The sequence below is a fragment of the Nocardia sp. NPDC051981 genome (genome assembly GCF_040680715.1).
In the GTDB taxonomy this organism is placed as follows: domain Bacteria; phylum Actinomycetota; class Actinomycetes; order Mycobacteriales; family Mycobacteriaceae; genus Nocardia.
In genome coordinates this window covers 281,064-294,683 of sequence record NZ_JBFAXK010000001.1, presented here as the reverse complement: position 1 = coordinate 294,683, position 13,620 = coordinate 281,064, and the positions used below count along the sequence as shown (strand labels likewise).

11 protein-coding genes are annotated in these 13,620 nt (G+C 68.2%); 8 read left to right on the top strand and 3 right to left on the bottom strand.

All coding sequences use genetic code 11. The features are described from left to right. Positions 1-76 precede the first annotated feature (76 nt). The 8 genes from AB0L60_RS01330 (at position 77) to AB0L60_RS01295 (ending at position 7,340) form a co-directional block, all read left to right on the top strand. On the top strand, positions 77-391 hold the full coding sequence (locus AB0L60_RS01330; RefSeq protein ID WP_364605566.1) for a hypothetical protein: 315 nt from the start codon (positions 77-79) through the stop codon (positions 389-391). 15 nt (positions 392-406) lie between these two features. Beyond that, positions 407-2,008 carry a hypothetical protein gene (locus AB0L60_RS01325; protein WP_364605564.1) on the top strand — a complete coding sequence of 534 codons (1,602 nt, stop codon included), beginning with the start codon at positions 407-409 and terminating at the stop codon, positions 2,006-2,008. A gap of 32 nt (positions 2,009-2,040) precedes the next feature. Beyond that, positions 2,041-3,867 carry a hypothetical protein gene (locus tag AB0L60_RS01320; protein ID WP_364605562.1) on the top strand — a complete coding sequence of 609 codons (1,827 nt, stop codon included), beginning with the start codon at positions 2,041-2,043 and terminating at the stop codon, positions 3,865-3,867. Continuing rightward, complete coding sequence (locus tag AB0L60_RS01315) at positions 3,867-4,658, top strand: ESX secretion-associated protein EspG (protein WP_364605560.1); 792 nt, start codon at positions 3,867-3,869, stop codon at positions 4,656-4,658. The genes AB0L60_RS01320 and AB0L60_RS01315 overlap by 1 nt, the downstream gene beginning before the upstream one ends. After that, the gene (locus tag AB0L60_RS01310) at positions 4,655-4,993 is read left to right on the top strand and encodes a hypothetical protein (RefSeq protein WP_364605558.1); all 339 of its coding nucleotides are present in this window, start codon (positions 4,655-4,657) and stop codon (positions 4,991-4,993) included. Before AB0L60_RS01315 ends, AB0L60_RS01310 begins: the two co-directional genes overlap by 4 nt. Positions 4,994-5,358: 365 nt before the next feature. Beyond that, complete coding sequence (locus AB0L60_RS01305; RefSeq protein WP_364605556.1) at positions 5,359-5,676, top strand: type VII secretion target; 318 nt, start codon at positions 5,359-5,361, stop codon at positions 5,674-5,676. Beyond that, a complete protein-coding gene (locus AB0L60_RS01300; RefSeq protein ID WP_364605554.1) occupies positions 5,673-6,926 on the top strand; it encodes a hypothetical protein in 1,254 nt (417 codons plus the stop codon). Before AB0L60_RS01305 ends, AB0L60_RS01300 begins: the two co-directional genes overlap by 4 nt. Positions 6,927-7,022: 96 nt before the next feature. Then, positions 7,023-7,340 carry a PE family protein gene (locus tag AB0L60_RS01295; RefSeq protein ID WP_364605552.1) on the top strand — a complete coding sequence of 106 codons (318 nt, stop codon included), beginning with the start codon at positions 7,023-7,025 and terminating at the stop codon, positions 7,338-7,340. Between the two features lie 10 nt (positions 7,341-7,350). Here the strand turns inward: AB0L60_RS01295 and AB0L60_RS01290 are convergent, their stop codons facing one another. From AB0L60_RS01290 to AB0L60_RS01280, 3 genes are read right to left on the bottom strand one after another with little or no spacing between them, the layout of a single operon-like run. Beyond that, positions 7,351-7,488, bottom strand: a complete 138-nt coding sequence (locus AB0L60_RS01290; RefSeq protein ID WP_364605550.1) for a hypothetical protein — start codon at positions 7,486-7,488, stop codon at positions 7,351-7,353. Further along, a complete protein-coding gene (locus AB0L60_RS01285) occupies positions 7,485-8,036 on the bottom strand; it encodes a hypothetical protein (protein ID WP_364605548.1) in 552 nt (183 codons plus the stop codon). Before AB0L60_RS01285 ends, AB0L60_RS01290 begins: the two co-directional genes overlap by 4 nt. Beyond that, on the bottom strand, positions 8,033-13,486 hold the full coding sequence (locus AB0L60_RS01280; RefSeq protein WP_364605546.1) for a hypothetical protein: 5,454 nt from the start codon (positions 13,484-13,486) through the stop codon (positions 8,033-8,035). Before AB0L60_RS01280 ends, AB0L60_RS01285 begins: the two co-directional genes overlap by 4 nt. Between the last annotated feature and the right edge of the window lie 134 nt (positions 13,487-13,620).

Here is a 13,620-nt window from a genome sequence, read left to right as displayed (position 1 = left end):
TTGTGATTCTGGAAATGACCGGATTGCACGCCATATGTGATGCTGAGACTCGGCTCGGCCGAGGGAGGAGAGGGACATGCGCCACGGCTATCCCAGTGACGATGAGTTGCGGCAGAACTTCGACGAGGTGCTGTCGCATGTGATGCAGGGTCGCGGTGTCCACACCGCCACCGGCCTCGATGACGACACCCAGACCGCCCTCTGGGCGATCGCCGAGGCGCATCCGAATATCACCCCCGAGCTGATCGACGCGGCCCGGCGGGCCTTCGCCGGTCAGCTGGACGGCAGCAATGCCGCGCGCTGGCGCGAGGACATGGACAACTGGTTCGAGGAACGCGAACAGCGCAAGGCCGCGCGCGAACAGCAGCAAGGGTCCGCGGACCAGGGCTGACGGAGACGATTGCGCGTGACGATTTCCCACGAGAACAGCGAGAACCGCTCCGGTGCGGCCCCATCCGCAGATCTGGCAGCACAGTCGGCGACTGCGCTCCCGGCCTTCGGCAATGACACCGATCTCCCCGAGTTCGACCGTCTGGCCGCCGTCATCGGGATGACCCCGGAGCCCGGCCCCGCCGCCGCACCGGACGACTCGGCCCCTGACATCGGATTCACCATCGGCGCGACCGAATCGGATATCCCGCAGCGGGCGCGCCGCCTGGCGAACCGTATCGCCCAGGAGTTGTGCGAGCTGGCACCGGAGGGCTGGGACCGCCTGCACGCCGCGTTCGCGGTGACCGTGAGCGCGCGGGTCGCCCAGGTTGTCTACTCCGATCCGGAGCAACGGCAGGCCCGGATCTCGCCGCCGGTGGAGATCCTGGCACTGGTCGACCAGCATCGCGAACTGTCGGCCCAACTCGGTGACCCGTGGTGGCGGCTGGAGCTCGAGGTGACGGCGGCGGGTGAGCTGAGCGTGGACCACGATTACGGTGATGAGCCGTTTCCGGGCGACCAATTGCTTTCCCCGCGGGACTATCTGGCAGATCTCGAGTCGTATCCCCGTGATTCCCTCCCCCTGTGGCTGGCCGCATACCTGCGCCACGACGACCGCCAATCTCGCACTCCGCGGCAGGCGGCGGCCGCGGCCCGCGCGGATAGCGAATCCGGTTATCTTCCCGTGGTTTCCGAGAACGACTTCCCGGATTTCCCACTGCTGTGGTCGCGGTGGGCCGCCATCGCGGCAGCCTTCGTCGCCATCGATTCGGAATGGGGTCCGCGGGTGCTGCCCTCGTTCGGCTGGTTCGAGGGTTCCCGCCGGTCGGGCTCGTCGCTGTACATGTTGCCCGGAGGCCGCGCCGTGTTGTCCGGAGGAGTCTGGAACGCACCGGAATTGACGGCCGCCTACAACGGCGAGGCCCCGCATCCGCAGCTGTACGCCGGCGCGCCGGAGTGGGTTGCCAACCCCGTGTTGAATACGCGCGCCAGCGGCGGCATGCTCACCTTCTGCTATTGGTGGGAGCGCGGCCGCTGGTATCGCGGTGGGTCCCCCGCCGCCGCCCATCTCGCACCCGCGGTGCCCGGAATCTGGACCGCGGCCACCGTCGCCGGCGTGATCAGCGATCTGGTCACCGCCGATCCCGAGGGTGAACAGCGTTCCGCGATAGCCGAATTCGTCGCGGCGGCCGAGCGGCGGGATGTCACGCAGGCGGTGATGGAGGCGGCCTTCGGTGATTCCGCCCAGCTGGATGCCGCGCACTACCAGCTGGCCATGGCCGGGGTGGCCCGTATCGGCCCCGAACCGCTGCCGGAGCCCGAGGCGCTGGACGTGGTCCGCCATCACATTCGCACCGAGGGCATCGACACCACGGCCTACCCGCTCGATCAGCTTCGCGCGGAACGGCTTCCGGTCGGCTGGATGGTATACACCCCGACCGAACCCGATGAACCGATGCTCGACCGAGCTCTCTACTACGTCGCCGATGACGGTGTGGTGGAGGCGACCACCTCCAGCATGCCCGCGTCCGTCTATCTGCCCGGGATGGAACAGCGCTTCCGCCAACGACATTCATAGTGATGGAATGGTGCGCGAGTGAGGAGTGAGACGTGACTGACAACGACAACAACCGTTGGCCCGCGCTTGCCCAGCTGGCAGGCCAAGGTGGTCTCGAGCTGACCCCCGGGGCGGCGCGCGAGGGCGCGAAACTGGCGGCCGCCGCGGCGAACGCGCTGATCTACGCCAAGAGCTACCAGGAACTCCTGACGAAGCACACCGGCTTCAGCGATAACGGTTCGTTGGATCAAATCCTGATCCTCAAGCGGCGCTTCAACGATCAGGCCACGGCTCTGGGCACGATTCTCGATCACTACATCGACCTGGTGAATGCCATGGCCGACACCATGATCCAGGCCGACAAGACCTACGACGCGGCCGAGAAGGACTCCAAAACCAGGTTCGACGACCTGAAGAAGGCGGCCGACGCCGCGGACACCGACCCGGCCAAGCCGAGCATGGCCACCGGCAAGATCCCGGACCTGGGCGGGGATTCCGCGCCGCGCGTCGACGAGGACAAGAAGGGCAATCCGGCGCTGTACGACATCGCCCACAAGGGCGGGCACTACGACGCGATCGATCCGGAGAACCCCTACTCCCACGACGATCTCGACTGGTTCTATGCGGCGGGCCAGGGCATGCAGCCGCAGACGGTGGCCGACTTCGGCGCCACCTGGACCAAGGTCGCCGACAAGATCGACAAGAGCTTCGACGGGCTGACCAAACAGCTCACCAAGATGGTCGACGACAAGGACTGGTCCAGCGCGGGCGCGCAGAGCGCCGTCGACGCCGCGAACACCTTCAAGACGCAGGCGAGCGATCTCACCGGCGATCTCCGTGCGATGGCGGCGAACCTGACCAATGTGTCGGGCTGGCTGGCAAACACCAAGATCCATATGCCGCAGAACAAACCCACCGACTTCGACTACGAACACTACGACCGCATGGAGCGAATCATCAAGGCCGCACAGCTCGCGTTCCACAGCTGGTACGTGCCCGGCCTGATCGGCGCGAGCCAAGCCGTGCCGAGACTGGGCGATCCGACCGCCCCGAAGCCGAAACTGGACGGCCCGGCTCCGCGCCGGGATGGCGGCGGTGGCGGCAACGGTGGCGGCGGCAACGGTGGATCGAAGAACCAGTTCGGTTCGGGTACGCAGCCCTATGTTCCGCAGAATCACCCGCAGCCGAAAATCACCACGGATCCGAACAAAACGGACCCGAACAAGACGAATCCCAATGGGACCAATCCGAACGGCACGCATCCGAACGGAACCGACCCCAAAGGGAGCAATCCCAACGGGACCGACCCGAAGGGCACCAATCCGAACGGCACCAATCCCAATGGCTCGAATCCGAGTGGCGCCAACTCGAATTCGAGCACGAGCGGCCAATCCAGCCAGGCCATGTCGCAGCTGTCGAGCGCGCTGCAGCAGGGCATGCAGGGTCTGTCGAGCTTGCAGTCCACGAACCAGCAGAACAAGCAGCAGGACGACCTGAAGGACAAGCTGAAGGATTCGCTGGCCGCGATGCCCAACCTCGATGACCTGAAGAGCCAGCTGGGCGGCGGTGGTGGCGGCGGTGGCGGTGGTGGCGGTGGCCCCAAGCCGGCGCTCGAAGCGGCGCGACTGTTCCCGCGCGCAGCGCTGGCGGAGACCGTGGAGGCGAGCGCCACCGGCGTGGCGCGCGCGGGCGTCGCGTCCGGCCCGAGCGGCATGGGCGGCATGGGCGGCGGTATGGGTGGCATGGGCCACGGCGGCGGCGCGCACGGTGCGCAGGGCGGCAAGGACCACAAGCGTCCGGAATTCCTGGATTCCGCCGAGTATCTGGACGAGGCCATGGGCACGCCGCCGGTGGTGGCGAAGCCGGTGGTCGAGGGCTGATGTTGCGATCCTGGTCCTTCACCGATCTGGAATTCCTGGTGCTGTGGGAGGAACTCGGCGAGGAGCTGCTGCCCGAGCCGCTGTTCTTCTCCAGCCGCGCGCCCCTGTGGAACTCGTTCCAGGACAGCAAGATTCGCGCTCGCGAGGGTCTGCGCGATCGAGATCCGGATCTGGCCGACGTGCTGCGCGCACTGCATACTCCGGACGTGCGCGTCGAGCTGCGCGGCTGGGACGGCGGCGACTGGCGCGTGCCCGAGGCCAGTATTCGCGCGATCGGCGTGCGGTCCGGCGATGCCGGGTATCTGCTGGTGCAGCAGCCGGGCGAAACCGTCAGGCACGCGGCGGGATTCACCATTACCGAGTTCTGGGCCAATGACCTGGCCGAGGAGATGGTGCGCATGCTGCCCGACGTTCCGATGGGGCGCGGCCGCGAGATCGTGCTCGCCGAGGCGCGGGACGTCGCGGAAACCGACTACGACTTCGGCCTGTCCCCGGCGCACGAAACGCTCGAGGGCGGAGTCGTGGACCGCGCCACGGACTTCCTGTCCGCCGCGGCGTCGAGCATGGGCACCATCGATGTGGTGCAGGGGCGTTCGCGCTTCGGCCCGCGCGGCATCACTCGCCATCATCTGGAGTGGCGAGATCTCGCCGAGGACGGCCGGTACCTGATCACCGCGGACCATCCGCCGGTAGCGGTGCCCGCCGATCACCGCCGCATGGTCGCCGCCGTGGACACCCGAATCGCGGAAGTGGTCCTGGTCGTCGCCGACGAATGGGAGGTAAATCAGTGACCGGAGACGAATTCCCGACCGAGTTCACCCTGTCCTCGCGGACCGGCGCGATCGTGGTGACTACGACGGAAGCCGGTCTGCCCCGGGCGATTTCGGTCGAGCGTGACCGCCTGCGCGAGGATCCCGAACTGCTGGCGGCGGAGATTCTGCGCCTGTGCCGCCAGTCCGCGGCCCGTGCCGGCATCGAGCGGCGTGCCCAGCTGCAGGCGACCGGGCTGGCTCCCGAGCTGCTGGCCCTGACCGGCCTGCCGACCGCCGCGGACGTGACGCGCCAGGAGTACATCGAGGAACAGGAGTACGAGACCGAGCCCGACAGCTGGTTGCGTCCGATCTGAGCCGATCCCGGCGGTGCGGTCGACCCCGCTACTGTGTTCGGTGTTCGATCCGGGCTGCCCGGCCCCGCCGCGACCCCGTGACGGAGTGAATCCTTGGAATCAGCGGCCAGATGTCGGAGCAGGTCGTCCTGGACTCGAACGGCGATCAAAGCGCTGGAACGCGGCCGGTGAGCTGACCGAGGACGTCAGGATCTGCTGAGCGTGATGAAATATACGGTGCGCCAACGTATCCGGCGCAGGCCAGGTAACCTGCGGAATACCCTGTGTTCACCGCGCTGTTCTTCAGTTCGTGAACTCTTCGCTATGCCGGGCGAATATCCGCTCTGTATAGTTCAATTCGAAATGATCTTCCTGATGGGGGTCTCATGAGCCACCTCGTTGCCACACCGGACGCGATTCGCGCCTACGGAGAGGCCTCGGCCACGATGGCGAGCGCTGTCGCCGGCGCCGCCGCGGTCGACCAGGTCGCCACGGTCGCCGGGCTGGTGCCGGTGTTCGGGCTGATCGGTCAGGACTTCTTGCTGAGTTACGCGGGCGCACAGGGCAATCACCTGACGTCGGTCGCCGAACTCGCCGCTGTGCACGCGGGGACGGCGGTCACCGCCTACGAGGCGGCAGCCAGCTACGAAGCCGTCGACGATGCCGCCGGAGTCGACTTCCTCTCCCTGTCGCGGGACCTGTGAGTACGCCCTTCGACCAGGGCTCGACCGGAGCCGTGCAGGCCACGCCCGCTGCCGCGAGCGCCCAGTCGGTGGCGGATGCTCTGCGTGACACCAACTTCGCGCCGCTGCTGGACAGCCCGGTCGGCGATGTCCTGCAGACGCTGGGCCTGCCCGCGCTGCCACAGCTGCCGGCCATCCCCCCGCTGCCGGACATGCCGCCGCTGCCGACCCTGGATCTGACCGCGCTCACCAAGCCGCTCACCGATCTGGCGTCCGCGTTCGGCACCGGCCAGCTGGGTCAGGGGCTGGACGCGTCGAAGATGCTCTCGGGCGTCTCGAGCGCGCTGCAGCAGGTGATGTCGATCGCCCAGTCGGTCATGTCGCTGGCCAACTCGAATTCGTGGCAGGGCTCCGGCGCGGCCGGCGCCGCCGAGAAGGGCGCCGCGGCCCAGACCAACGCGCTGGAGCTGGAAGGCCAGAACCTACATCAGAAGACGGTCATGGCCGGCGCGGCGACCTCGGTGGCCACCGGTGCGGCCCTGATGTCGGCCATCATCACCAAGTTCGTCACCGGTGTCACGGTGGCGGCACCGTTCATCGGCACCCCGCCCGGGCAGGCGTTCCTGCTGTCCCTGGCCAGTGAGACGGCGGCCGAGGCGACCGCGGTGGTGGCCAAGACCCGCACCGAGATGACGGTGCACAGCGCCAATATGACCACGGCCGGACAGAAGGTGAAGGTCACCGACGCACCGAAGGGCGTGGACTCGCTCTCGCAGGTGTCGCAGCTGCTGGGCCTCATCTCGCCGCTGAGCAGCGCGGCCAGCACGGGCGTGCAGCAGTTGCAGCAGCTCCAGTCGATCAGCCAGACCGCTGAGGTGCAGCCGGATCCGGATACGGAAAAGGTTGCCGCGCCGTCGGATTCGGCTGCGCTCGGCGGTGGCGGTTTGGCCCCGATGGGTGGTCTGGGCGGCGCGGGCGCACCCTCGGCCCCGCTGGGTCAGGCCAGCCCCCGCACCATGAGCGCGGCCACCACGCCGCCCGCCGTCGTGCCCACGCCGATGCCGGCGACCGGCGCGGCCGGTATGGGTGGCGGCATGGTGCCGCCCATGGGCGCCGCGGGCGCGTCCGCACAGGCCGGTGACGCCGATGACGAAGTGCGCACCAATATGGTCACCGCCGAGCACGGCGACGAGGTCGTCGGTGAGCTGGGCTACACCGGTGTCCCGGTGGTCGGCGCGGTCGGTACCAACGGCCCGCGCCCGGCCCAGTGATCGTTGCCAATCGGCACGGTGATCGGTGAGGGCGCGGAAACCCGGTCGGTGTATGTCGCACCGACGCGGTAGGATTCGCGCGGAAAGGGAGGGACGATGAGCGAATTCAACTTGGGCGGCGTGCGTTTCGACGCGGACACGGTGCGATCCGCCGCCGCTGACCTGGAAGCCGTGGCCGATCGGCTGGAGGCCGCGCTGGGCGCGGACACCCATGCCCTCTCGGTGCCCGCGGCGGGCGCGGACAAGGTCTCACTGGCCGCCGCCGACACCCTCACCGCGGTCGGCGCGTCCTTCGTCACGCAGAGCGGCCGCGGCGTGGACGAATTGCGCAAGCTGGCCGCCGTGGTGCGCGGTCAGGCCGACGCCTTCGGCCAGGTCGAGACCGACAACGCCGTGGACTTCACCAACCTCTGAGCACATCGGCTCAGTATCGGGTGACCGGGCCGTTGTAGGTGATCTGTTGGCGGCCTCCGCCTTCGAGCTCGAGATACGGGCAGTCGGCTGCGCCCGAGCGCACCGCGAGCAGCGCCCGCCGCGCATCCAATCGCTCGGAGGACGTCATCGGGGCTCGATATCCGCCGCCCACGTCGGAAGGTCGTGTCCCAGTTCGGCATTCACCTCGAGCATGTCGCGGCGGGACTCGATATCGGGATCCATGGCGGCGAACCAGGCGGTCACCGATCGCCAGCGCGGGCGGGCCACCTGACCCTCGACGATCTCCCAGACCGGGGGGTCGTCCTGGTCCAGGTCCGTGCCGTCGATGACCTGGTAGGTGTAGGCCTGATGTGCGCTGAGCACCAGCATGCCCGCCGGATCACGCAGGGCGTGATCGAGTCCGCCCAGGGTGGCCAGCGCGTGCCGTTTGGTCTCCGCGGTGACGGCGTCGACCCCGAAAGCCGTTCCGGCCAGCCACAATCCGTGCCTCTTCCCGATCAGCCGCAGCACTTCGCGCACCGCTTCGGGCACCTGGGCGATGTCCTGCCGCGCGGCAAACCCGTCGATCTCCGCCTCGGTCGCACCCTGCACCGAGTCGCGTCGCAGCCCGTCGGCGACCACGTTCTCGAAGACGATCCGTATCCGTCCACCGGGTCCGGTCCGCCATTGGCTCATCGGGGATGCAACCTTTCACCTGCTAGATTGACGATTTCCAGCCGCATTCCAGGGAACACGGATTCGTAGGCCAGAATAACCCGCTGGCAGGAATTGCAGATTTGGTACGCCAGCGGCATATCCTGCGTGCGCGCGGCGGGCAGATCCACCACCATCCGCAGATCACCGGTAATGCTGTCGCGGGTGATCGGCGTATAGGGCGTGCCCTGCTCGTCGGCGTGGTTCTTCGCCAGCGCGTTCAATTCCTCGAGCACGCTTTCCATGCGCTTGGTCGCGTGCAGCACATCGAGTTTCGAGAAGTGATTGAACGCCTCGTCCGGCTCCAGCAGATTTACGGAATCCTGGAAGACCTGCCGCACCGTGTCCGCGTCCAAGCCGTGCTCGGCGAGACGTTGCATCGTGTGCCGGGTGTCGATCGCCCCGTCCTTCGGCGCGGGATACAGCGCTTCGATCACGTCGTGGGGCAATCCGGTCTGGCGCGCCAATTGATGCGGCGAGAAATCCTTGGCCCGCAAGGGAATGTACGCCGAGGGGTCGGGGGCGGCGTCGCGGGCGCGCTCGTTCAATTCGTGCACCGCGAATTCAATGACGTGGCGGGCATGACGTTTCTCGGCCGGCAGGCTCGGCCGGGTGCTCTCGACCTCGGCGTCGGCTCGTTCGATACCGTGCCGGATCGCGGCCTCAATCTGCTCCGGGGACAGTCCGCTGTGTTCGGCGAGCTGATCGCGCACCAGGTTCTCGAAGAATTTCGCCTCGGCGTCATTGAACCGATCGTTGCCCGCGCCCTCGGCCAGTCTGCCGGTAGCCGGGTCGTACGCGCTGGCCTGGGCGGTGTCGAAGATCCGGGCCTCGCGCGGCGGGCCGGCCGGTGCCTCGGAGGCGGGGTGCCATTCCTGCGGTGTGCCACTGTAATTGAACGTGTCGTGCGGTTCTCCGCGGTGATCGCTGCGGTAGCGCCCGGTGACCAGCGCGCGTTCGCCGGGTCGCCCGAGCTCGTCGAGACCGGGATGGCGGCCGGTGATATCGCGCACGGAGTCCAGGCCTGCCTGGCGCAGGTCACGGGTTTCCTCGCGCAACTCCCGCAAATCCTCCCGGCGCTGCTGGTGTTCCGGCAGGTCGGAGCCGTGCGTGGGATCGCCCTCGCCATCGTGCGGCGGACCCTCGCCGCCGTCGTGCGGGGGCCCGGGTGGACGGCCACCACCGTCGTGGGGAGGCGCGGCATTGTCGTGGGGAGGGGCGGCATTCTCGTGTGAGGGTATTTCGGGATTCTCGTGCGACGACGCATGGGTGTCGGGCCCGGTGTGCGGGCCTTCCGGCTCGTAAGCGATGACCATCCGGTGCTCGGGCAGCGGCGGGACGATGTCGGCCATGCGCTCCCGGTTGAGGTTGTTGCTGGCCCCGGTGTCGATCGTGTAGTCGTAGTTGCGATACCCATCCCCGGGAAACGTGGTCTCCTCCACGATCCGGAACGGATTGGGGCGGCCGTCGTACCTGTTCTTGATGGCCTGCCACAGGTCCGGGCCGGTGATGTGTCCGCGATACACGGGGGGACCCTCGGTGTTCTCGGGCTTGGGGTCCCACTGGATCTCGACGCGCCCACCCGGTTTCAGTGCGGTCTCGAGCCTCTCGGCCATGCCGTGGTAGTCGGACGGGTCCAGGTGCGCGCTCACATTGTTGATGTAGATCCGCGCGACTTCACCGCCGGGCCCGTCGCCGAGCAGGTGGCCGTTGGTGAGCAGATCGGCGAACACCATGACCGTGCCCGGCTCGGTGAGCGGACCGGGATCGAGGATGCCGAGATCGCGGCGCCGCTGTGCCGCGCCAGGCATTTCGGAGGCCAGCTCGGTCTTGATGACCAGTCCGCCATGGGACCTGTCGGCTTCGGGGGTGAGCTCGACCGCGTACGCGCCGCGACCGACACCCACATCGATGGTGTGCCCGCCCTCGACCGCCGCGGAGACGGAGGCCCGCTGCTCTCGTGGGATGGGTTCGTGATTCGGCCCGAAGAGGCCCTGCTCCAGCGGAAGCCGATGTTGTGGTCGGGGCCGGGGGAGGACTTCCACGGCCGACTGCCCGTTGACCGGGTCGTGCAGCACCACCGTGTATTCGACATTGAGCCCGTTCTCGGTGGCTCCGCGATTGGCGCGGTCGATGCCCTGCAGGAACTCGCCGAGTGTGGTCTCCCGGCCGTCGATGGTGAGGCGTCCATTACTGGTGTCGAGCACCCCGGTGATGTGGTTCGGTCCCTCGGCCAGTGCCTTGGCGGCGTCGTGCATGTGCTGGAAGCCGGTGTCGCCGATCGCGTCACGGACCTCGGGGGTCATGTCGGGGTGTGAGCGGAACTCTTCGATGGCCTGGCGCAAGGCATTCGGGCGGTCTCTGGGGGACAGCGACGGATCGTTGATGATGTCGCTCAACGGATTCAGCGCGTCGAGCAGGCCGTCCCAGGTCTTGCGTGCGGTGCGGGTCTCCGGATCGAAGATCGGGTCGAAGATCCGCCGCGAGAGCTCCTCGCGCATGCGGCCGTGCATGCCCTGCTCCTCGGCGCGCAGGGTGTCCGGGGCATGCTCTCCGGTGAGATGCTGCTCGAGCTGGTCGATATGGTCGCGAGCACCCTGCTCGAAGTCGTGCTCGTCGAGCGTCGGCCCGAATTTCGGCCGGTGACCGAGAATATCGTGCTCTTCCAGCGCTATTCGTTTGGCGAGGGCTGGATCATGGTCGTGCAGTAGTTGTTTGACCGTCGCCTCGTGCGCGGGATCTTGGAAGCCGAGCTTCCGGGTGAGGTCGTGCAGATCGTTGCGTAGTCGCGGAAGCACTTCCGCCTTCGTCGCCGGGTCCATGACGGCCCGGTCGATGTGCGCCGCCAGCACCTTCAGCTCTGCGATCCGTCCCGCCAGGTGCGGGGTCATCTGGTCGGGGCGATCCTCGCGCATGTCCGGGCGCGAGATCGGAATGTCGTCGTCCTGCGAGAGTCGGATCTCGGCGAGCTCGTGCGCCACCGCCCGCGCCACGTCCTCGTTGCGGGCGCGCGGGGAGATGTGGATGTCGTATCCGCCCTCCCGCTCATGGATCTGGGCGACATCGCGTTTGCCGCCCTCGGGCGGCGGCTCGGTCTCCGCGACCTTGATGCGGACCGTGTCACCGTTGGGGAGTACGAACTCCCGGGTATCGCGATTCCAGGCGACGTCCTCGGGGGTGATCAGTTGCAGGTTGTCGTCGATCCGGCCGTCGACGTACTTCTGGTCGAGAGCTTTGCCCTCCGGGCGGGCGTCGCCGTGGAAGTCGCCGACCGGAGCGGCCGCGGGCACACCGGATCTGCGGTTGTCGGATGGAGTTCGGGTGGATTCACCGTCGTGCGGAGCCGGGAGGTGCACGAGGACCGGTCCCGCATCGGGCAGGCCCGCGTGTGGTGCGGTCTCGCGATCCTTGTCGCCCGGCGTGTGCTCCCTGTTGTCCGGTACCCGGTCCTTGCCGCTCGGGGTGTGTTCTTCGATGGGTTCGTGGATGCCGGGTTCGTGGTGGCCGGTGCCGTCGTGCTCACCGGTGGCGCTGTCGACCGGGCGCGGCCCCGCGGCCTCGACACCGGTTTTGGACGCCTGGACCGGGTCCGTGCCGGACCGGAAGGGTTTGTCGGTGGCCGCGGCGCGGGGGTCGGGCGCGGGGCCAACGGGTTTGGGCGCGATACCGTCGGAAGGCGCGCCGGCGCGCAGGTCACGGGGGAGGGCAGCGGCCTTGGCGGGGTCGGCGGACGGACGGATATCGCCGGCGGTGCCGGTGGGGCTGCCGGAGTGCGTCGTGGACGGCGTTGCGCCGGAACCTGATCCGGGCGCGGTGCTGCCCGGGCCGGTGGCCCGGCCCGGATCGCCGCCGTTCTGCGGAGCCGGGGCGGGGGAGCCGGAATCGGTCGTCGGAAGCGGCCCTGCCGCTGCGTGATTCGAATCGGCGTCCGGCTTCGGTTCGCTCGTATGTCCGTTGGGATCGCCGGGCCGACCTGGCTCACCGCCGTGGTCACCGGTTGCCGTGTGCTGGTCGCCGGTGGCGTGTGAGTCGCCGGTGGTGTGGCCGTCGCCCGTTGCGGTGGAGTCGGCGCTCGGCGTGTGGGTGTCGGAGCCGCGCTGCGGACCGGAATCCGATGTGCTGGGATCGTTTTGCGCATCGGCCTCAGGGCGCTCGCGCCGACCGTCCACGCCGACCGGTGCCTGATTGTCGGCGGGAGGAGAATCGCTGCTGCTGTGTTCCGCGGGTGGCGCATGATCGGTGCTCACGGCATCGGGCGCACTGGCGGCATGCAGGGACGGACCACCGTCCCGTCCGCTGCCGGGGGAGTATCCGTTGCTGCTGCCGTCGGGCGCGGATCCGTTGGTACCGCCGTTGGCCGGTGCGGTCGTGGGTTCGGCGGTGCTCCCCGGACGTCCGTCGGCCCCGGGCTGGTCGAAGGTCCGGGTGCCGGTCGGCTCGGGCAGGTGAGTGCTGCCGTCGCGGGTCGGCACATCCATCACGCCGTTGTGGTTGGTCAGCCCGGCATGTCCGTACAGCCCGCCGGGGCCGGCCCCCGCGAACGCGCCGCCGGTGAGCGCGCGCGGATCCAGGTCCCAGTTCCCGTTGACCACTCCATTGCCCAGCCACGCGGCCCCGGCTCCGCCCAGCCCACCGGCGGCACCGGTGAGCGCGCCATTGAAGGTTCCGCGCCACCCGCCCATATCGATGGGCAGCGCCCGGTTCGCGCCGAAGCCGATCGCGCCGCCGGCCGCGCCCGAGAACGCCGACACGGCAGCGTTCTTCGCGAGGGCGTTCCAGTCGTAGCCGTGCCCGTGGCCGTTCATGTTCTGGATGGTCTGGACCGCGAACTCCTGGCCCACGCTCTGCACGGTCGAGATGAACGCGCCCTTGCCGACCTCGTAGATGGCCTTCGTGACGATCTTGCGCAGCACCTGATCGGTGATGCGTTCCATGAGCATCGACTCGATGCGGTTCTCGAACATCTGGCCCAGGCGGCGGAAGGCGAAGCGGGCGGCCGTCAGGGCCTCGGCCTCGAAGAAGCCCGCGAAGGGTCCGGTCCCGGCCGCCCAGGCAAGCTCGGCGAGCAGGAATCCGCCCGCGATATAGAAGTTGATCTTGGTGGCCTGGAGTGAATCGCCCATCTGGTCGGCGGCCTTGGACAGCTGGCGATAGTTGTCGCCGAACTCCTTGACCGACCCGTGCCCGGAATCGTCGCCGTCGCGCAGCGGTTTCAGCCACTTCAGCGTGGACTCGCCGCCCACACCGTCCGGGTACGCTTTCTCGATGTCGTCCATCAGGCGAGTCAGTTCGTCGATGAGCTCATCCGACTGTCCCGCAACGGCTTCCAGATCGCGGCCCATCTGCCACATCCGGTCTTCGTTGCCGTGCGGCCACTCGGAACCCACCAACCAGCTCAGCCACTCGAGCCAGGATGGAAATTCCAGCGCCACAGGCCACCTCACGCCGGTCGGTTCTGATCTTGGCGAGACCGACTGTGCCACAACGGAGCAGGTGAACTCAACACGAACGGCGAATGAGATTCGAGTGATCGGGTGGCTAACGCCCGCGGTGATAGGGTCCGCCC

Bases quoted from the DNA above. Each gene is read 5' to 3' on its own strand.
- AB0L60_RS01315 (WP_364605560.1), top strand. From the start codon at position 3,867: ATGTTGCGATCCTGGTCCTTCACCGATCTGGAATTCCTGGTGCTGTGG.
- AB0L60_RS01290 (WP_364605550.1), bottom strand. From the start codon at position 7,488: ATGACGTCCTCCGAGCGATTGGATGCGCGGCGGGCGCTGCTCGCGGTG.
- AB0L60_RS01285 (WP_364605548.1), bottom strand. From the start codon at position 8,036: ATGAGCCAATGGCGGACCGGACCCGGTGGACGGATACGGATCGTCTTC.
- AB0L60_RS01330 (WP_364605566.1), top strand. From the start codon at position 77: ATGCGCCACGGCTATCCCAGTGACGATGAGTTGCGGCAGAACTTCGAC.
- AB0L60_RS01305 (WP_364605556.1), top strand. From the start codon at position 5,359: ATGAGCCACCTCGTTGCCACACCGGACGCGATTCGCGCCTACGGAGAG.
- AB0L60_RS01295 (WP_364605552.1), top strand. From the start codon at position 7,023: ATGAGCGAATTCAACTTGGGCGGCGTGCGTTTCGACGCGGACACGGTG.